General features: G+C 67.3%; 18 protein-coding genes. 13 read left to right on the top strand and 5 right to left on the bottom strand.

Annotated features, from left to right (window positions below):
* Positions 1 to 15: 15 nt before the first annotated feature.
* A complete protein-coding gene (locus PBT88_RS13180; RefSeq protein WP_270075797.1) occupies positions 16 to 1,329 on the bottom strand; it encodes a nucleotide sugar dehydrogenase in 1,314 nt (437 codons plus the stop codon).
* A gap of 193 nt (positions 1,330 to 1,522) precedes the next feature.
* Here PBT88_RS13180 and msrA point away from each other — a divergent pair, with 193 nt between their 5' ends.
* Positions 1,523 to 2,065 (top strand): peptide-methionine (S)-S-oxide reductase MsrA, encoded by a 543-nt coding sequence (gene msrA / locus PBT88_RS13175; protein ID WP_270075796.1) that lies wholly within the window; start codon positions 1,523 to 1,525, stop codon positions 2,063 to 2,065.
* Positions 2,066 to 2,250: 185 nt separating this feature from the next.
* On the opposite strand, the gene PBT88_RS13170 is transcribed toward msrA, so the two are convergent.
* Positions 2,251 to 2,418: a hypothetical protein gene (locus PBT88_RS13170; RefSeq protein ID WP_270075795.1), complete on the bottom strand. Its 168-nt coding sequence runs from the start codon at positions 2,416 to 2,418 to the stop codon at positions 2,251 to 2,253.
* Positions 2,419 to 2,521: 103 nt separating this feature from the next.
* Here PBT88_RS13170 and PBT88_RS13165 point away from each other — a divergent pair, with 103 nt between their 5' ends.
* From PBT88_RS13165 to PBT88_RS13150, 4 genes are all read left to right on the top strand, one after another.
* Positions 2,522 to 3,121 (top strand): ribonuclease HII, encoded by a 600-nt coding sequence (locus PBT88_RS13165; RefSeq protein WP_270075794.1) that lies wholly within the window; start codon positions 2,522 to 2,524, stop codon positions 3,119 to 3,121.
* A 187-nt stretch (positions 3,122 to 3,308) separates the two neighbouring features.
* Positions 3,309 to 4,445 carry a site-specific DNA-methyltransferase gene (locus tag PBT88_RS13160; protein WP_270075793.1) on the top strand — a complete coding sequence of 379 codons (1,137 nt, stop codon included), beginning with the start codon at positions 3,309 to 3,311 and terminating at the stop codon, positions 4,443 to 4,445.
* A gap of 132 nt (positions 4,446 to 4,577) precedes the next feature.
* Positions 4,578 to 5,705: a dihydropteroate synthase gene (folP, locus tag PBT88_RS13155; RefSeq protein WP_270075792.1), complete on the top strand. Its 1,128-nt coding sequence runs from the start codon at positions 4,578 to 4,580 to the stop codon at positions 5,703 to 5,705.
* 109 nt (positions 5,706 to 5,814) lie between these two features.
* A complete protein-coding gene (locus PBT88_RS13150) occupies positions 5,815 to 6,243 on the top strand; it encodes a response regulator (protein WP_270075791.1) in 429 nt (142 codons plus the stop codon).
* Positions 6,244 to 6,269: 26 nt separating this feature from the next.
* Here PBT88_RS13150 and PBT88_RS13145 read toward each other — a convergent pair whose 3' ends face one another.
* Complete coding sequence (locus PBT88_RS13145) at positions 6,270 to 7,700, bottom strand: sigma-54-dependent transcriptional regulator (protein WP_270075790.1); 1,431 nt, start codon at positions 7,698 to 7,700, stop codon at positions 6,270 to 6,272.
* A 162-nt stretch (positions 7,701 to 7,862) separates the two neighbouring features.
* On the opposite strand from PBT88_RS13145, the gene PBT88_RS13140 reads away from it, so the two are divergent.
* The 3 genes from PBT88_RS13140 to PBT88_RS13130 all read left to right on the top strand — a co-directional run bounded on the left by PBT88_RS13140 (position 7,863) and on the right by PBT88_RS13130 (position 8,690).
* Positions 7,863 to 7,994, top strand: a complete 132-nt coding sequence (locus PBT88_RS13140) for an aa3-type cytochrome c oxidase subunit IV (RefSeq protein ID WP_270075789.1) — start codon at positions 7,863 to 7,865, stop codon at positions 7,992 to 7,994.
* A gap of 64 nt (positions 7,995 to 8,058) precedes the next feature.
* Positions 8,059 to 8,313: a hypothetical protein gene (locus PBT88_RS13135; RefSeq protein WP_270075788.1), complete on the top strand. Its 255-nt coding sequence runs from the start codon at positions 8,059 to 8,061 to the stop codon at positions 8,311 to 8,313.
* Between the two features lie 2 nt (positions 8,314 to 8,315).
* Positions 8,316 to 8,690 (top strand): hypothetical protein, encoded by a 375-nt coding sequence (locus tag PBT88_RS13130; protein WP_270075787.1) that lies wholly within the window; start codon positions 8,316 to 8,318, stop codon positions 8,688 to 8,690.
* 190 nt (positions 8,691 to 8,880) lie between these two features.
* Here PBT88_RS13130 and PBT88_RS13125 read toward each other — a convergent pair whose 3' ends face one another.
* Both PBT88_RS13125 and PBT88_RS13120 read right to left on the bottom strand, forming a co-directional pair.
* Positions 8,881 to 9,879 carry an inorganic phosphate transporter gene (locus tag PBT88_RS13125; RefSeq protein WP_270075786.1) on the bottom strand — a complete coding sequence of 333 codons (999 nt, stop codon included), beginning with the start codon at positions 9,877 to 9,879 and terminating at the stop codon, positions 8,881 to 8,883.
* 13 nt (positions 9,880 to 9,892) lie between these two features.
* Positions 9,893 to 11,002, bottom strand: a complete 1,110-nt coding sequence (locus PBT88_RS13120; protein WP_270079256.1) for a DUF47 family protein — start codon at positions 11,000 to 11,002, stop codon at positions 9,893 to 9,895.
* 145 nt (positions 11,003 to 11,147) lie between these two features.
* Between PBT88_RS13120 and PBT88_RS13115 the strand changes: the two genes are divergently transcribed.
* The 5 genes from PBT88_RS13115 to PBT88_RS13095 all read left to right on the top strand — a co-directional run bounded on the left by PBT88_RS13115 (position 11,148) and on the right by PBT88_RS13095 (position 17,426).
* The gene (locus PBT88_RS13115) at positions 11,148 to 11,921 is read left to right on the top strand and encodes a class II aldolase/adducin family protein (protein ID WP_270075785.1); all 774 of its coding nucleotides are present in this window, start codon (positions 11,148 to 11,150) and stop codon (positions 11,919 to 11,921) included.
* A gap of 26 nt (positions 11,922 to 11,947) precedes the next feature.
* Positions 11,948 to 12,697: an HAD-IIB family hydrolase gene (locus tag PBT88_RS13110; RefSeq protein WP_270075784.1), complete on the top strand. Its 750-nt coding sequence runs from the start codon at positions 11,948 to 11,950 to the stop codon at positions 12,695 to 12,697.
* 218 nt (positions 12,698 to 12,915) lie between these two features.
* Positions 12,916 to 14,874 carry a M1 family metallopeptidase gene (locus PBT88_RS13105; protein WP_270075783.1) on the top strand — a complete coding sequence of 653 codons (1,959 nt, stop codon included), beginning with the start codon at positions 12,916 to 12,918 and terminating at the stop codon, positions 14,872 to 14,874.
* Positions 14,871 to 15,797: a hypothetical protein gene (locus PBT88_RS13100; RefSeq protein ID WP_270075782.1), complete on the top strand. Its 927-nt coding sequence runs from the start codon at positions 14,871 to 14,873 to the stop codon at positions 15,795 to 15,797. The genes PBT88_RS13105 and PBT88_RS13100 overlap by 4 nt, the downstream gene beginning before the upstream one ends.
* 54 nt (positions 15,798 to 15,851) lie before the next feature.
* Positions 15,852 to 17,426 (top strand): peptide chain release factor 3, encoded by a 1,575-nt coding sequence (locus tag PBT88_RS13095; RefSeq protein WP_270075781.1) that lies wholly within the window; start codon positions 15,852 to 15,854, stop codon positions 17,424 to 17,426.
* The last annotated feature ends 666 nt before the right edge of the window (positions 17,427 to 18,092 follow it).

The following is an 18,092-nucleotide window of genomic DNA, read 5'->3' as shown; positions in this document are numbered from 1 at the left end:
CTGGTTCGGGCGCGCTCAGAGCGTCCAGAGCTTGCGGCCGAAATCCCGGCCCCGGAACACGCCCTTCACATCGGCGAACAGGCCATCTTCCTCCACCAGCGCGGCCAGCGTGGCGTCGTCCATGTCGCGATAATGGCGATGCGCGACCGCCGAGACGACGAGATCATAGCGCTGGTCGAGCGCCTCGGGATCGAGATGCACGCCATAATCGCGCTCGGCCTCGGCCGGATCGGCCAGCGGATCGTGGACCGTCACCGAATGGCCGTGAAACCAGAAGCGCTTGACGATATCGCCGACCTTGGAGTTGCGCAGATCGGGCACGTCCTCCTTGAAGGTGACGCCGAGGATCAGCACGCGGAGCGCGCGGCGCTTGAGTGTGAGGTGCAACGTGTCGGCGATCCAGCGCGCCATGTCGTCATTGACCGAGCGGGCGGCGGGGATGACTTCCGGCAGGTGGCCCAGTTCGATCGCGCGGTGGGACAGATAATAAGGGTCGACGCCGATGCAGTGGCCGCCGACTAGGCCGGGGGTGAAGGGCAGGAAGTTCCATTTCGTCTTCGCCGCGTCGATCACGTCCCAGATGCTGACGTCGAGCTTGGAGAAGATCCGGGTCACCTCGTTCATGAAGGCGATGTTGACGTCGCGCTGGGCGTTCTCGATCGCCTTGGCGCCCTCGGCCGCCTTGATCGAGGCGGCGCGGAAGGTGCCGCCGGTGGTGACGCGCTCGTAGATGTTGGCGACGCGATCGGTGGTGTCGGGGCAGTCGCCGGAGACGACCTTCACGATCCGGTCGACGGTGTGCTCGCGGTCGCCGGGGTTGATGCGCTCCGGCGAATAGCCGACGACGAAATCCTGCTTCCAGATCAGCCCCGACACCCGCTCCATCGCGGGCACGCACAATTCCTCGGTCACGCCGGGATAGACCGTGCTCTCGAAGATGACGAGCGGGCGGCGGGTGCCGTCGAGCATCCGGCCGACGGTTTCGGACGCCGCGAGCAGCGCGCGCAGATCCGGGCGGTTGCGTTCGTCCACCGGGGTCGGGACGGTGACGATATAGACATCGGCCGGCGCGCAGGCTTCCGGCTTCGAGGCATAGCGCAGGTCGGAGGCGGCGAGGCGGGTCTGGTCGATCTCGTCGGTGCGGTCATGCCCCTTTTCCAGTTCGGCGATCCGGCTGCCATCGATGTCGAACCCGACGGTCGGGAAGCTCTTCGCCAGCGCCACCGCAAGCGGCAGGCCGACATAGCCCAGGCCGACCACCACGATCGATTGCGGGAGCGCATCGGCCTGGCCCGTGGCGGAGCGGAGTTCGGCGATGCGTGCGTCCATGGTCCGGTGGCATAGCCGCAGGCCGTAAAGGCTTCGTCAATTCGGCGAAGGATTTCCGTTAGTTCACGCGTCGGCTTCCGGCGCGCCACTCCCGTGCGCACAAGGGCGTTGAAAAGCGATGGCGGCGATACGACATTGCCGCCCAATTCCCATCGGCCCCCACGGCCTCCCATGACTTTCGCGGAGTAACGACATGACCCAGCAAATCGCGACGCTCGCCGGGGGCTGCTTCTGGTGCGTCGAGGCGGTGTTCGACGATGTCGTCGGAGTCTCGGCGGTGGAAAGCGGCTATACCGGTGGCCATGTCGAAAGCCCCAGCTACAAGCAGGTCTGCGGAGGGGATACCGGCCATGCGGAGGCGGTGAAGATCAGCTTCGAGTCCGAGGAAATCTCCTACGACGAACTGCTCGACATCTTCTTCCACATCCATGATCCGAGCCAGCTGAACCGGCAGGGTAACGATATCGGCAGCCAGTACCGATCGGCGATCTTCCCGCATTCGCCCGAGCAGGCAGCCTCGGCGCGCGCCGCGATCGAGCGCGCGCAGGCGGATCATGAAAATCCGGTGGTCACCACCATCGAGGCCGAAGCCCCCTGGTATCCCGCCGAGGATTATCATCAGGAATATTTCGAGCGGCAGGGATCGGAAAATGCCTATTGCGTGGCGGTGGTCGCGCCGAAGCTCCAGAAGTTCCGCAAAAGCTACGCCGCGAGGTTGAAGAAGCAGGCGATTTGAGCACGTCTCCGCTTAGCGCTTGCCGGGGCGGAGGCCGAAGCGGAGGGGCGGGCCGATCGCCGGGCTTTCGGCGATGCCCGGCCGACGCGACGCGTCATGATATGGCAGGATGGCGCGGCAGGGCGATCGGCGCGCCGTGGGATGGTCGGCGGCTGGATGATCGGCTGTTGCTGGCCGTATGACGCTTATCGAATGACGAGGGCGAGTATGGCCGTCCAGAAGCTGCAGCCGAACACGACGCCGACCATCATCGTCAGCGCGAGCGAACGGGGCATTACGTCGGTTTCCTTGCGCACCATCTCCAGATCCTCGCTTGGTCCCAGGTTGTCGCCCTGATCGAGACCTTCATACATGGATTTCGATTATCGCGAAGTTAACGCGCTGTCGATTGCGGGTATCCGCAAAGATGTGGATTGTTTTCTTCTGTGGTTTCTACTTTGGTCTAACGAGTTTCTTATGTTGCCGAGTTTTCGTTTTGAACAGGAGCATCCCGCACCTTGCGCTGGTGTCGACGAGGCCGGGCGGGGGCCGCTGGCCGGCCCGGTGGTGGCGGCGGCGGTGATCCTCGATCGGCGGCATGTGCCGTCCGGCATCGATGACTCCAAGAAGCTGGGCGAGGCGGCCCGCGAAGCGCTCTATGCCAAGATCGTCGCCACGGCGGGCTGGGGCGTCGGCATCGTGGATGTCGAGGATATCGACCGGATCAACATCTACCAGGCCACCATGCTGGCGATGCGGCGCGCGGTCGACGCGCTCGGGGTCGAGCCGGGGATGGTGCTGGTCGATGGCAATGCCCTGCCCAAATGGCGCTACCCGGCGCGCGCGATCGTGTCGGGCGATGCCCTGTCCCGTTCGATCGCGGCGGCCTCCATCGTCGCCAAGGTGACGCGCGATCGGATCATGCATGCGCTCGACGCCGAGCATCCCGATTATGGCTGGCGGCAGAACAAGGGCTACGGCACCCCGGCCCACAAGGCGGCGCTGATCGCGTTCGGCGCGACCCCGCATCACCGCCGCAGCTTCGCGCCGGTCGCGCAATTGTGCCTTACGGTCTGACCGAGTCTTTTGGGTGACACCACCATGGGTTGAGTCCGACGCGATGCGCCGACTCCATATGCGGTGTGGGGCCTGTTTCGTTCTCGCCGATGTGCCGCCGCGACTCGCCGGGAATCCTGAGTTTTTTGCTTGACCGGCGAGTCGCGGGGACTCATTTGAAGCGCCTCAGAGACAGTCGGGGCGGGTCATGCAGCAGGTCGATACAGGGACGAGATCACGGGTCGCGCGGGCGCGGGCGGATGCCGGCGTGCTGCCGCTCGACCAGATCCTGCGCGATGACTGCATCCATGCGATGTCGCAGCTGCCCGACAAGTCGGTCGACTGCATCTTCGCCGATCCGCCCTATAATCTCCAGCTCGGCGGCGACCTGTTCCGTCCCGACGGCAGCCAGGTCGATGCGGTCGACGACGACTGGGACAAGTTCGACAGCTATGCGAGCTATGATCGCTTCACCCAGGCCTGGCTGGCGCAGGCGCGCCGCATCCTGAAGGACAATGGCACGATCTGGGTGATCGGCAGCTACCACAACATCTTCCGCGTCGGCGCCGCGATCCAGGACGAGGGCTTCTGGATCCTCAACGACATCGTCTGGCGCAAGGCCAATCCGATGCCCAATTTCAAGGGCACGCGCTTCACCAACGCCCATGAGACGCTGATCTGGGCGTCGAAGTCCGAGGGCGCGCGCTACACCTTCAACTATCAGGCGATGAAGGCGCTCAACGACGAGCTCCAGATGCGCAGCGACTGGACCTTCCCGATCTGCTCGGGCGGCGAGCGGCTGAAGGACGACAGCGGCGCCAAGGCGCATCCGACGCAGAAGCCCGAGGCATTGCTCTATCGCGTGCTGCTCGCCACCACCAAGAAGGGCGACGTCGTGCTCGATCCCTTCTTCGGCACCGGCACGACCGGCGCGGTCGCCAAGCGCCTCGGCCGTCACTGGATCGGGATCGAGCGCGAGCCCCGCTACATCCGCGTCGCGCGCGAGCGGATCGCCGCCGCTCTGCCGCTCGACGAGAGCGCGATGCAGGTGATGGTCACCAAGCGCGCGGCGCCGCGGGTGCCGTTCGGCGCGCTGGTCGAGGCCGGGATGATCCCGCCGGGCGCGGTGCTGATGGATTCCAAGCGGCGCTGGCAGGCCAGCGTGCGCGCCGACAGCTCGCTGTCCTGCGATGCCGCGTCGGGCTCGATCCACAAGCTCGGCGCCGAATTGCAGGGCGCGCCGTCCTGCAACGGCTGGACCTTCTGGCATATCGAGCGGGAAGGACGGCTCGATCCGATCGATGCGCTGCGCCAGCAATGGCTGGCGATGCAGCCGGCCGCATAGCCGCCCCGCCTCGTTCGCCGCCGGCCCCCTCCGGCCGGTTGGGGGGTGGGTAATGACGCGCGATCGGGTAGAGATGGCGGTCATGTCCTATCGATCGCCCCGCCCCCTGTTCAGAGCCGGAGACCGCCGCCTATGATCTCCGCAGAAATCGCCCGCCGCGGACGCTCCGCCAAAATCTATCTGCGCCCCACCGGCTTCGTCGATGCGCCGTTCGGCTATGACGGGCAGACGATGCGGCTGGCCGGCGGACTGATCTGGTTCGCGATGGTCGAGGCGATCGCGGCCGATGCGTCGGGCCGCTTCGACAGCGCGCTGATCCCGGTCGAGCGGGTCGAGGATTTCGTCGCCAGCCTGCCCGAACCGCAGGCGAGCATGGCCCGGCTCCAGCTCGATCGGATCGTGGCGCCGCGTGCCGCGCTGACGCTGGGCGCGCGCACCGTGCGGCTCGATCAGCCGCAGGTGATGGGCATCTTGAACGTCACGCCGGACAGTTTCTCGGACGGCAAGGGGCTGGCCGCCGATCCGGCCGAGGCGGCGGCGCGGGCGGTCGGCATGGCCGAGGCGGGCGCCGCGATCATCGACATCGGTGGAGAGTCGACCCGGCCCGGCGCCAAGACGGTGTGGGAGGGCGACGAGATCGCGCGGGTCGTGCCGGTGCTGGAAAGGCTGCGCCATGCCGGCGTCGCGCTCTCGCTGGACACCCGCAAGGGCGCGGTGATGGCGGCCGGGCTCGCCGCCGGCGCGCACCTGATCAACGACGTCGCCGCGCTGACCTGGGACGACGAGGCGCTGCGCGTCGCCGCGGCCTCGACCTGCCCGGTGGTGCTGATGCATTTCCAGGGCAACCCGACGACGATGCAGCAGGATCCGCGCTACCGCGATGCCCTGCTCGACGTCTATGACTGGCTCGAGCAGCGCATCGCCGCGGCGGTGGCGGCCGGTGTGGCGCGCGAGCGCATCATCGTCGATCCCGGCATCGGCTTTGGCAAGTCGCTCCGCCACAATCTGGCGATCCTCAACGGGCTGGCGCTCTATCATGGCCTCGGCCTGCCGATCCTGCTCGGCGCGAGCCGCAAGCGGACGATCGGCGCGCTTTCGAACGAGGCGCCGGTGGAGCAGCGGCTGGGCGGATCGATCACCCTGGCGATGACGGGGGCGAGGGCAGGCGTGCAGCTGCTGCGGGTCCATGACGTGTTCGAAACGGCGCAGGCGATCCGGGTGTGGCGCGGCCTGCGGGACGAGGCGCTGACGCCGGGTTGAATGCCGATGCCGGGTTAAGCGTTGATATCGCTTCATACTTCGACCAACGTCTGAATATGTTTCCTGGCCGCCTTGCTGTAGCCATGCGGGACATATCGAGGATGGGATCTTGGGTAATCTGCGTGTTCTGGCGATCGATGACAGTTTTGTCATTCGCCAGATAATCGAGCATATCGTCGCCCATACCGACGGCTTCGATCTGGTCGGGTCGGCGCCCGATCTCGAAACCGGCCGCCCCCTGATCCAGCGATGCGCGCCCGATGTGGTGACGGTGGATCTCGCCATGCCGGGCGAAAGCGGGCTGGAGTTTCTCGACGCGATCAAGGCGCTCGACCATCCGGCCGTCGTCGTCGTCTCGGCCTCGACCTATCGGGGCTCGGACGCGGTGGTCGAGGCGATCGCGCATGGCGCCGACGCCTGCTTCGACAAGGGGCGGCTGCTGCCCGATTCCCGGCTGTTCATGCGCACGCTCGGCACCGTCGTGGCCCGGCGTGCGCATCGGCTGGAAATAGGTTCGGCGAAGGGCCGCTTCGCCTGAGCTTCGGTCAGGGCGCTCGGGCCGCTTCAGGCGGCGCTGTCGATCCCGAGATCGCCGAGCTTGCGATAAAGGGTCGAGCGACCGATGCCGAGCCGCCGCGCCACTTCGCTCATGCGCCCGCGATAATGGCTGATCGCGAGCCGGATCACGTCGCCCTCGATATCCTCCAGCGGGCGCAGATGCCCTTCCGGCGTGTACAGCATCACCCCGCCGGTCGCGACCGCCGGCAGGCGATGGCCGGGTTCGAGCTTGGGGCTGCGGCGGCGGGTGAAGCTCTCCTGCGCGATCTGCGGGAAATCGGCGGTGGCGAGGGTCGGCGCGTCGCATAGCACGGCGGCGCGGAACAGGGCGTTCTGGAGCTGGCGGATATTGCCCGGCCAGTCATAGCTGCCGAGCAGGGTGAGGGCATCGTCGGTGATGTCGATGTCGCGCAGGCCCGGCTGGCGGGCGATGCGGTCGAGCAGATGGCGGGCCAGCGCCGGCAGATCGGAGACCCGCTCGCGCAGCGGCGGAATGGCGACATGGACGCCGGCAAGGCGGTACAGCAGATCCTCGCGGAAGCGGCCGGCGACGACCTCCTCGGCGAGCGACACGCGGCTGGCGGCGACGACGCGGACATCGACCTCGCGACAGCCGCGCGCGCCGAGCGGCCAGATCCGGCCGCTTTCCAGCACTGCGAGCAGGCGCGCCTGGGTGTCGAGCGGCAGCGCGGCGACGTCGTCCAGGAACAGGGTGCCGCCGTCGGCCTCGACGAAGCGCCCCGGATTGCGATCGAAGGCGCCGGCGAAGGCGCCCTGCTCGTGGCCGAACAGGCTGGAATCGATGACGTTGGCGGGGATGGCGCCGCAATCGACCACGATCAGCGGACGCTGGGCACGCGGGCTGGCGGCGTGGATCGCCTCCGCGAACATCTCCTTGCCGGTGCCGCGCTCGCCCTCGACCAGCACCGGGACGCGGCTCTCGGCGGCGCGGGTGGCGATCGCGACGGTGGCGCGGAAGGCGGGGGCCGCGCCGACGATCTCGTCGAAGCTGAGCGGCTGCCAGAGCTTTTCGGCCATCGGTCGCAACTCGCCCTCGATCGCCTCGCGGTTGGCGACGGCATCGAGCGCGGCCAGCAGGCGATCGGGGGCGATCGGCTTGACCAGATAATCGGTGGCGCCATGCCGCATCGCCTCGATCGCGACGGCGAGGTCGTCGAGCGTGGTGAGGACATGCACCGCCTTGTCGGGGTGGCCGGCGCGCAGACCGGCGACGAGCGCCGGCGTATCCGCCTGCTGGTCGATCAGCACCGCCTCGATCGAGCGGCCCTGCGCCGATTGGAGCGTCTTGAGCGCGGATGCGCTGGAGTCGGCGACGACGGTGCGCCAGCCGGCACGCGCGGCGATGGCGGACACCAGACGCCGTTGCCCGGCATTCTCGTCGATCAGCAGCAGGCTCCGGATGGTGTCTCGCGGCATTCCGTTTCCTCGGTTTCGCAGCGATTGCTAGCGCGCTCGGGTAAAGACCGACTTAAGGCGGCGGAAGCATGGCCGCTTTTCTGCGGGACAGGATAGCCCTTGCGGCGCGGGACGGCACGGGCCAGAAACCGGGAGGAACGATAAGCGACCGAGGGAGTGGATATGGCCGACCCTTCTCCGATGGACATGACGACGCATGAGCGGACCTATGGGGCATTCCTCCGGCTGCTCCAGTTCGCCACCGTCGCCAGCCTGCTCGTTGTGGCGCTCGTCGTCTATCTGATCGCCGCCTGACACCATCGGCCCCGGCGGCGCGGATCGTGGCCCGGGTGAAGGGGCGGCCCGGCATCGCGCGGCCGTGGCCGGTGGCCATGGCGAGGGAGCGGTTGCAGGCGGGATCGCGGCGCGCCATGATGCCACCATCGTCGGCCATCGCGGCGGGCCGCCGCTGGTCGCGGTGGACGCGTCCGTGCTGTCCGCTCGTAAGCCGTTCAACTTCCTTTCAGCCTTCCGGGGTCAGGAGCAAGGGCGCCCGGGGATCGAGGCCGCGATCGGTGACGCGATCCGACCGACCCAGGGTGGCCAGATCGTCAATCCAAGGTTTCCGACATGAATATGCTGCTGCTTTCCCTCCTGCTCGCATCCGGCTCTGCCAACGGGCCGGTGGTTCACGCCACCGACGTCAAGTCCGACGCGACCGATCCGCTCACCGAGCGCTTCGCCGAGGCGCTGCGCAACGCGATCCCCAAGGCCAAGCATATGAAGCCCTGGTCGGGCGACGACGCGGACGATCTCTATCTGGCGGTCCTCTGGCCGGTGAGCGAGGACGGCAAGCGCTTCACCTATGCGGTCGATCTCATGAAGAAGACCGAGGACATGACCACGCCCGACCGGCTCACCTCGCTGACCGGAAGCTGCCGCACCGCCCAGCTGGAAGCCTGCGCTGCCGGCGTGGTCGGCAAGGCGGACGCGAAGGCCAAGGACGACTAGGGCGGATCGACATTCCGCGGATCAGATGACGTCCGCGCCTGAAACGATCGTCATCCTGAACTTATTTCAGGATCCCAGCAAAGCTTGGCGCTGAGCGCCCGGAAGAGGCGGGATGCTGAAACAGGTTCAGCATGACGGTTTGAAGCAAAATGATCACCCGATATCCCAGCCATCCGAATGTCGATCGGCGCTAGAACAGCAAGGTCAGCCAGTAGAACAGCGCGCCGACGATCGCGGCGGCCGGGATCGTCACCACCCAGGCGACGACGATGCTCGACGCGACGTTCCAGCGCACCGCCGAGAGCCGGCGCGAGGCGCCGACGCCGACGATCGCGCCGGTGATGGTATGGGTGGTCGAGACCGGGATGCCGCCCAGCGTCGCCAGGAACAGGGTGATCGCGCCGCCGGTCTCGGCGCAGAAGCCTTGCGGCGGGGTGAGGCGGGTGATCTTCGATCCCATGGTGTGGACGATCTTCCAGCCGCCCATCAGCGTGCCGAGCCCCATCGCCGTCTGGCAGGCCAGCACCACCCACAGCGGGATGTGGAAATCGCCGCCGAGCAGCCCCTGCGAATAGAGCAGCACCGCGATGATCCCCATCGTCTTCTGCGCGTCGTTGCCGCCATGGCCGAGCGAATAGAGCGAGGCCGAGACCAGCTGGAGCTTGCGGAAGCGGCGATCGACCTGGAGCGGGGTCGAGCGGATCGAGCTCCACGCGACGATCAGGGTCAGCACCAGCGCCAGCAGCAGGCCGAGCGTCGGCGACAGCACGATGGCGAGCGCAGTCTTGATCACGCCGCTCCACACCACCGCCGAGACGCCGGCCTTGGCCGTGCCCGCGCCGATCAGCCCGCCGACCAGCGCGTGCGACGAGGAGGAGGGGATGCCCAGCACCCAGGTCGTCACGTTCCACATGATCGCGCCCATCAGCGCCCCGAAGATCACGCCGGCATCGATCACATGGGCATCGACGATGCCCTTGCCGACGGTCGAGGCGACATGGGTGCCGAAGAACAGGAAGGCGATGAAGTTGAAGAAGGCGGCCCAGGCGACGGCGTAATGCGGCTTGAGCACGCGCGTCGAGACGATGGTGGCGATCGAGTTGGCGGCGTCGTGCAGGCCGTTCAGCCAGTCGAACAGCAGCGCCACGCCGATCAGCGCGGCGAGCAGCGGGAAAGCGAGATGGGCCATGGTCGGGCGATCGTCAGGCGTGATCGATCACGAGACCCTGGATCTCGTTCGCGACATCCTCGAACCGATCGGTGATCTTCTCGAGATGCGCGTAGATTTCCTGGCCGACGACGAACTCCATCGGATTGTCCTTGCTCGCCCGGAACAGCGCCTTCAGCCCGGCGTCGTGGATCTCGTCGGCATGGCCCTCCAGCTCGACCAGCCGCGCGGTCAGGGTGTGGAGGCGGCCCGCATTGTTGGCGAGCGAGCGGAGCAGCGGGATCGCTTCCTCGGTCACCCGCGCCGCCTCGACGATGATGCCGGTCATGTCGCGCATCTCGGGGGTGAATTCCTGGAGCTCGAACAGCTGCACCGCCTTGGCGGTCTGGTTCATCTGGTCGATGGCGTCGTCCATCACCCCGATCAGGCCGGTGATCGCCGAGCGATCGAACGGCGTGACATAGGTGCGGCGGACATCCTGCAACACTTCGCGCGCGATATCGTCGGCGGTCTGCTCCTGCGTCACGATCTCGCGGATGTGCTGGTGGAGCTCCGGGCCGCCCTGCATCATCCGGGCGAGCGCGTCGGCCCCGGCGACGAGCGTGGCGGTGTGCGCCTCGAACAGCTCGAAGAAGCGGCCGCCGGTGGGCATCAGCGATTGGAACCAGCGCAGCAACGGCATCTTCCTTCCGATTTCCTGGCCGATGGCCGGCACGCGATCCGCCAGACCGGGGGTGGGCGGCGGCTCGCGGAAGCCGGCGATGATGCCCTTGAGCTCCGGCTCGTCGACGGCGGCGGCGGCGTTGGGCAAGGTGAACCAGTTGGTCGTGCGCTCGTCCTGCTCGGGCCATTCCTCGGCCTGCCCGGTGACCGCGAACGGGAAGACATCCACCATGATGGTGCGCGTCACGCCGTTCTTGCGGCGCTTGGGATAGCTATAGGCCCCGATCACGGTCGGGCAGGGGATGCCCTCCACGCCGGCTTCCTCATAGGCCTCCTGCGCGGCAGCCTCATGCGCGTTGAGACCCTTGATCGGATTGCCCTTCGGAATCACCCAGCGTTGCGTCTCGCGGCTGGTGATCAGCATCACGCGGATGCTGCCATCCGGCTCGACGCGATAGGGAAGGGCAGCGACCTGACGGATGGGACGTCTCCATGACAGATTTGTGACGTTGAATGGAGCGCGTTCCAACACCAAGCGCGCGATGATTGCAAGCGGGGCGGGGGCAGAATCCGGCTGCTTGGCCCGGAGACCAGATAGGCCTATTCTCTTAAAAAAGGAGAGCATGATGGCAACAGCCACGCAAGAACCGACCATCCGAGATCAGGTCTCGGCAGAGGAGTGGGCGATCCGCGTCGATCTGGCCGCCGCGTACCGGCTGGTCGCGCTTTATGGGTGGGACGATCTGATCTTCACCCATCTGTCCGCCCGCGTGCCGGGGCCGGACCATCACTTCCTGATCAACCCCTATCATCTGATGTTCGAGGAGATCACCGCCTCGTCGCTGGTGAAGATCGATCCGGCCGGCAAGCCGGTGCTCGCCCCGGCGATGGTCAATGCGGCGGGCTTCGTGATCCACTCGGCGGTCCACATGGCGCGGGACGATGCCAAGGCGGTGCTGCATCTCCACACGCCCTATGGCCAGGCGGTGTCGGCGATGGACTTCGGGCTGCTGCCCCACACCCAGACCGCGATGATCGCCGCGCACGAACTGGCCTATCACGACTATGAGGGCATCGCGACCGACATGGAGGAGCGCGAGCGGCTGGTCGCCGATCTCGGCGCGAAGACCGTCATGCTGCTGCGCAACCATGGCACGCTGACGGTGGGCGAGACGGTCGGCCACGCCTTCCTGCGGATGTATTTCCTGGAGCGGGCCTGCGAGGCGCAGGTCCACATGCTGAGCGCGGGCAGGGAGCATCTCAACACCCCGCCGCAGGGCACGCCCGAGAAGGTCGCGGTGCAGACCCATCCCAGCATCACCCGTGCCGGTGCCGACATGCTGGCGTGGCCCGCGCTTTTGCGTAAGCTCGATCGGATCGATCCCTCGTTTCGCGAGTAGTGGCTTCGACAGTGAAGGGCGCGCGCATGAAGAAACTCGTGGCATTCGATCTCGATGGCACATTGGCCGAGAGCAAGGCGGCGATCGACGCCGAGATGGCCGATCTGCTGGCGGGGCTGAGCGAAGTCGCGCAGGTCTGCGTGATCTCGGGCGGCGACTGGCCGCAGTTCGAGAAGCAGGTGATCGGCCGGCTGCCGCGCCATGCGGTTCGCGCCAATCTGTGGATCATGCCGACCTCGGGCACCAAGCTGTACCGCTGCACCGACGGGCATTGGCAGGCGGTCTACAAGGAGGATTTCTCGGCGGACGAGCGCCGCCATATCCTCGACGCGCTCGACAAGGCGGTCGATGCCGCGGGCTTCCGCGGCGAGAAGATATGGGGCGCGCAGATCGAGGATCGCGGCAGCCAGATCACCTTCTCCGGCCTCGGCCAGGAGGCGCCGCTCGACGCCAAGAAGGCGTGGGATCCCGATCGCAAGAAGCGCGAGGCGATGCAGCAGGCGGCGCAGGCCGAGCTGCCCGGCCTGTCGGTCAACATCGGCGGATCGACCTCGATCGACGTCACCCGCGAAGGGGTCGACAAGGCCTATGGGATCGAGCGGCTGGCGAAGGAATCCGGCATCGCCACCGCCGACATGATCTTCATGGGCGATGCGACCTATCCGGGCGGCAACGATCATCCCGTCCCGGCCAAGGCGGGGGTGGACACCATCCCGGTCGGCTCGATCGACGAGACCAAGCGCGCGATCCAGGCGATCATCTACTGCCTGGGCTGACCGTCTCACGCCCTTTTCGACATCCGACCCTTCGGTGCTCCTGCGAAGGCAGGAGCCCAGAGCCCCAGGCGGTGCAATTCCTCACCTGGGCTCCTGCCTACGCAGGAGCACGAACTTGTCAGCCATTGCAGAGCGTCGCAAAAGTTTTGCCGTCGCCCGCTCTCGCATCTGGCGGCAGAGTGTTGCAGGATCGCCACCATCTGTTGCGGAGGTGTCGAATGCGGATCGGGCGGCTGGCGGGAATGACGGCGCTGTTGATGACGGGGAGCGCGGCCGTCGCGGCCACCCCTTCCTATGATCCGCGTGCTGCGTTCGCGCCGCTCGATCTGCCGGGGCCGATCAACGCCGTCCGTTCGGGCAGCGGCCAGCCCGGCCCGTCCTGGTGGCAGAACCGCGCCGACTATCAGATCCACGCCACCCTCGACACGGCGGCGCACGCCCTCTCGGGCGAGGAGGCGATCAGCTACACCAACAATTCGCCGGACACGCTGGATGTGCTGTGGCTCCAGCTCGACCAGAATATGTACCGTCCCCATTCGCGCAGCCATGCCGCCGACGGCGCCGTGCCGCGCCGGGGCGACGGATCGACCGACGGCTACACGATCGAGCGCGTCGAGGTGGAGCAGGGCGGCCGGCGCGTGGCGGTGCCGACGGTGGAGAGCGACACCCGCCTCCAGATCCGGCTGCCGGCGCCGCTGGCGGGGAAGGGCGGCAAGATCACCGTCCATCTCAGCTACCGCTTCGTCATTCCCGGCGCCTTCGGCGGGCGCATGGCGTGGGGCAAGGTGAAGGATGGGGCGATCTACGATCTCGCCCAATGGTATCCGCGCATGGCGGTCTATGACGATGTGCGCGGGTGGGACACGCTCCCTTACCTCGCGCAGGAATTCTATCTCGACTATGGCGACTTCGATTATTGGGTGACGGTGCCGGCGGACATGATCGTCGCCGGATCGGGTGCGCTCCAGAATCCGCAGGAGGTGCTGACCGCGACCGAGCGCAGCCGGCTGGCGCAGGCCGCCGCGTCGGACAGCACCGTGAAGATCGTGGCGCCGGCCGAGATCGGAGGCGATCGCACCAGGGCGGGCACCGGCACCAAGACCTGGCATTATCGCATGGAGAATACGCGCGACGTCGCCTTCTCGGCCTCCGACGCCTTCGCCTGGGATGCAGCACGGATCACCCTGCCCGGCGGCAGGACGTCGCTCGCCATGTCCTATTACCCGGCCGAGAGCGCCGGCGCGCAGGCCTGGGATCGCTCGACCCAATATGTGAAGGACACGGTCGAGACCATGTCGAAGCGCTGGTATCCCTATCCGTGGCCGGCGGCGATCAACATCGCCGGGCCGGCATCGGGCATGGAATATCCGGGCATCGTGTTCGACGGGATCACCGACAAGGGCAAGCCCCTGTTCTGGATCACCGCGCACGAGATCGGCCACAGCTGGTTCCCGATGATCGTCGGCTTCGACGAGCGGCGCGATGCGTGGATGGACGAGGGCTTCAACACCTTCATCGACACCTTCGAGTCCGAGGATTTCCACCACGGCGAATATGCCCCCAAGCGCGACAGCGAGTTCGCGCCCGGCGGCGGCAATCCGGTCGACGAGATCTTGCCGATCCTCGCCGACCCGCAAGCGCCGCCGATCCTCAGCCGCGCCGATACGGTGACCGAGACCTATCGCCATCCCGTCACCTATTTCAAATCGGCGCTCGGCCTCGTGCTGCTGCGCGACGAGATCCTCGGGCCGGAGCGCTTCGATCCCGCCTTCCGCCGCTTCATCGCGCTGTGGGCGTTCAAGCATCCCAAGCCCTCCGACTTCTTCCGGTTCATGGACAGCGAGGCCGGCGAGGATCTGAGCTGGTGGTGGCGCGGCTGGTATCTGACCAACGCGACCTATGACGTCGCGGTGACGAAGATCGCGGCCACGCCCAACGGTGGCACCGCGATCACGGTGGAAAATCGCGATCCGCTGGTGATGCCGGTGACGCTGCGGGTCGATTATGCCGACGGGAGCCATGAGGATATCCGGCTGCCGGCCGAGACCTGGATTCGCCAGACGGCCGGCGACATCGCGATTCCGGCGGGGCGGCACGTCGTCGCGGCGACGCTCGATCCCGATCACCGCCTGCCCGATCGCGATCGCAGCAACAACCGGATCGCGATCGGCGGATGAGCGGCGCGGCGCGACGCCTGCTGCTGCTGGGCGCGGCCGCGATCGGCCTCGCCTCGGCCGCCGATGCACGCAGGAGCGCGGGGCCGGCCCTCGGCCCGATCACGCTGGACCGGGCGCATCCGGTGGTCGAGACGACGATCGCCGGCGTACTGGCCACGATCGGCGTGGCGCTGGATGACGGGCTGGACGTCGCGCCGGACCTGGCCGGCCGTCTGCCCGTCGCCTGGCAGCCCGGCCCCAGCGAATATATCGGGCGGGTCGTGATCCCGCATCGTCAGGCCAATGGCGAGGTCGCGATCGCGGGGGTGGCCGTGCCGATGACGATCAGGACGCAGGATCAGCCCTGCTGCAACGGCCAGTCCGGCACGATCGGGGCGATCGACCTGCCCTGGCCGATCGTCCGCATCGGCACCGGCGAGAGCAGCCGCGAGCATCGCTATCCGGCGCTCAACGACGTGCAGAGCGGCTTCCATCTCGAGTGGAAGGTCGGCCGGCAGCGGATCGCCATCCTGCTCGCCCCCGATGCGCCGGAGACGGTGGCGACGGCGGCCGCCGCCGCGATCCTGTCCAAGGCCTATGGCGGCCGCCTCGGCCGGGAGGCGCGGACGCTGCCGATCGCCTATGGCGTCGCCCGCCCGGTGTGGGACATGACGCTGGCCCAGCCGGCCACGCTGCTCGGCTTCCCGCTCAGCCATGTCGCGGTGCGGATCGTGGATTATGCCGGCGACAGCCAATTGCCGGATGCCGATCAGCCGCCATCCCCCGCGCCGGGCAAGGACGATATCGTCGTGCGCCATCGCCCGCTGCCGCCGCAATTCCGCTGGGCGGCGATCGCCGTCGGCCGCGACCTGCTCGATCGCTGCCCGCAGATCAGCGTCTATCGCGAGACGAACGAGATCGGGCTGGTCTGCCAGCAGCCGTGAGGCGCCGATCACGCCTCTCTCGCTTTTTTGGGCCGACACGCTACAGGGCCGGGCATGAATCCTTCCGAGAGCCGCCGCACCTTCGCGATCATTTCCCACCCGGACGCGGGCAAGACCACGCTGACGGAGAAGCTGCTGCTCGCCGGCGGCGCGATCCACCAGGCCGGCGAGGTGCGTGCGCGCGGCAACAACCGGCGGGCGCGCTCCGACTGGATGAAGATCGAGCAGCAGCGCGGCATCTCGGTCACCTCCTCGGTGATGACCTTCGAGCGGCCCGGCCGATCCGGCGAGCCGCTGACCTTCAACCTGCTCGATACGCCGGGCCATGAGGATTTCTCCGAGGATACCTACCGCACGCTGACCGCGGTCGATTCGGCGGTGATGGTGATCGACGCCGCCAAGGGCATCGAGGCGCAGACCCGCAAGCTGTTCGAGGTGTGCCGGCTGCGCTCGGTGCCGATCGTCACCTTCATCAACAAGGTCGATCGCGAGGGCCTCGATCCGTTCGCGCTGATCGACGAGGTGGCCGACAAGCTCGCCCTCGACGTCACCCCGATGAACTGGCCGGTCGGCATGGGCGGGCTCTACGAAGGCCTGTTCGATTTCCAGCGCAACACCCTGTCGCGGCCCGACAAACCCGACGAGCAGCTCGACGGGCTGGACGATCCCCGGCTCGACACGCTGGTCTCGCCCGAAGGGGCTGCGCGGTTGCGCGAGGAGGCCGAACTGGCGCTCGGCGGCTATGGCCATTTCGACCTCACCGCTTATCGCCATGGCGACCAGACCCCGGTGTTCTTCGGCTCGGCGCTGCGCGAATATGGCGTCGAGGCGCTGATCACCGCGATCGGCGACTATGCCCCGCCGCCGCGCACCCAGCCCGCCCAGCCGCGCGCGATCACCCCCGACGAGCCCAACGTCTCCGGCTTCATCTTCAAGGTGCAGGCCAATATGAACCCGCAGCATCGCGATCGCATCGCGTTCCTGCGAGTCTGCTCGGGCAAGTTCAAGCGCGGCATGAAGTTGAAGCAGGTGCAGACCGGCAAGACGATCGCGATCAATTCGCCGATCTTCTTCTTCGCGCAGGACCGCGAGCTGGCCGAGACGGCGCTGCCCGGCGACATCATCGGCATCCCCAACCATGGCGTGCTGCGCGTCGGCGACACGCTGAGCGAGGGCGAGGCGATCACCTTCACCGGGATTCCCAACTTCGCGCCGGAGATCCTGCGCCGGATCCGGCTGCTCGACCCGACCAAGACCAAGCAGCTGCGCACCGCGCTGGTCGACATGGCGGAGGAGGGCGTCACCCAGCTGTTCAAGCCGCTGGTCGGCTCGCAATGGATCGTCGGCGTGGTCGGCCAGCTGCAATTGGAGGTGCTGATCTCGCGCCTCCAGGCTGAATATAACGTCGCCGCCGAGTTCGAGCCGGCGCCGTTCGAGACGGCGCGCTGGATCTCCGCCGACGACCCCGCCGACCTCAAGGCGTTCGTGGAAGGCCGCGGCGGCGCCATGGCCGAGGACCGCGACGGCGCGCCCGTCTTCCTCGCGCGCGACGCGTGGGAGGTGAATTATGTCGCTGAGCGCGCGCCCAAGGTCCGCTTCTCGGCGATCAAGGAGCGGGTGTCGGGCTGATCCTGTAGGATTTGCGGGCACAATTCTCCCGCCGCTTGGGGGCAGGGAAGGCGGCCGGCGCCCCGCGCGTGCCTCGTTGCATCGCGGGGGTTTGGAGGTGTCTCAGTTACCCTCCGAGGGCCTGTGCTCCCACTCCCCGGCCATTGCGCGGCTGGGGTGGAGCAGTCCCGGTTGGGGCGGACGTGGGCCGGACGCGCCCATGGCACGGGCGCGGCGAGCTTCACGCTGGCCTGGTGGACGGTAGGGTTGCGGGAATCCACCCGGATGCCCGGCGCGCCGGCCGCTGGATGCACGGTGGCCGAAACCGCCGCCATCCCCTCCTGTCACCGCGCGCCTTGATCAAGGGTGTGGGCGACGGAAAGGTCTGTAACCTATATGGTGATATTTGTCAAGATGGATGAGAGGTTCGTTCCTCTTTCACCGTTCGGCCTGCGCCTGTCGACGGCCGAACGGTTTGAGGGGTTGCGGAACGACGGGTTTCGCCCAAGAGGCGCCCTTTCGCCCTATCTCGTCACCCCGGACTTGATCCGGGGTCCAGCTCCTTGGATTTCCGCTGGACGCGGAAGAAGCGGGATCCCGGACCAAGTCCGGGATGACGTAACAATGGAATGACGGCTTCCGCCCAGATGCGGACATTTGATTATCTCGTCACCCCGGCCCTGAGCC

Origin of the sequence: Sphingomonas abietis (assembly GCF_027625475.1) — a bacterium.
GTDB classification, from domain to species: domain Bacteria; phylum Pseudomonadota; class Alphaproteobacteria; order Sphingomonadales; family Sphingomonadaceae; genus Solisphingomonas; species Solisphingomonas abietis.
Note: the sequence above shows the minus strand (reverse complement) of the source record. Positions and strands in the feature narration are given on the sequence as shown.

Bases quoted from the DNA above. Each gene is read 5' to 3' on its own strand.
- PBT88_RS13145 (WP_270075790.1), bottom strand. From the start codon at position 7,700: ATGCCGCGAGACACCATCCGGAGCCTGCTGCTGATCGACGAGAATGCC.
- msrA (WP_270075796.1), top strand. From the start codon at position 1,523: ATGACCCAGCAAATCGCGACGCTCGCCGGGGGCTGCTTCTGGTGCGTC.
- PBT88_RS13130 (WP_270075787.1), top strand. From the start codon at position 8,316: ATGCTGCTGCTTTCCCTCCTGCTCGCATCCGGCTCTGCCAACGGGCCG.
- PBT88_RS13160 (WP_270075793.1), top strand. From the start codon at position 3,309: ATGCAGCAGGTCGATACAGGGACGAGATCACGGGTCGCGCGGGCGCGG.
- PBT88_RS13100 (WP_270075782.1), top strand. From the start codon at position 14,871: ATGAGCGGCGCGGCGCGACGCCTGCTGCTGCTGGGCGCGGCCGCGATC.
- PBT88_RS13165 (WP_270075794.1), top strand. From the start codon at position 2,522: ATGTTGCCGAGTTTTCGTTTTGAACAGGAGCATCCCGCACCTTGCGCT.
- PBT88_RS13140 (WP_270075789.1), top strand. From the start codon at position 7,863: ATGGCCGACCCTTCTCCGATGGACATGACGACGCATGAGCGGACCTAT.
- PBT88_RS13170 (WP_270075795.1), bottom strand. From the start codon at position 2,418: ATGTATGAAGGTCTCGATCAGGGCGACAACCTGGGACCAAGCGAGGAT.
- PBT88_RS13125 (WP_270075786.1), bottom strand. From the start codon at position 9,879: ATGGCCCATCTCGCTTTCCCGCTGCTCGCCGCGCTGATCGGCGTGGCG.
- PBT88_RS13180 (WP_270075797.1), bottom strand. From the start codon at position 1,329: ATGGACGCACGCATCGCCGAACTCCGCTCCGCCACGGGCCAGGCCGAT.
- PBT88_RS13105 (WP_270075783.1), top strand. From the start codon at position 12,916: ATGCGGATCGGGCGGCTGGCGGGAATGACGGCGCTGTTGATGACGGGG.
- PBT88_RS13115 (WP_270075785.1), top strand. From the start codon at position 11,148: ATGGCAACAGCCACGCAAGAACCGACCATCCGAGATCAGGTCTCGGCA.
- PBT88_RS13110 (WP_270075784.1), top strand. From the start codon at position 11,948: ATGAAGAAACTCGTGGCATTCGATCTCGATGGCACATTGGCCGAGAGC.
- folP (WP_270075792.1), top strand. From the start codon at position 4,578: ATGATCTCCGCAGAAATCGCCCGCCGCGGACGCTCCGCCAAAATCTAT.
- PBT88_RS13095 (WP_270075781.1), top strand. From the start codon at position 15,852: ATGAATCCTTCCGAGAGCCGCCGCACCTTCGCGATCATTTCCCACCCG.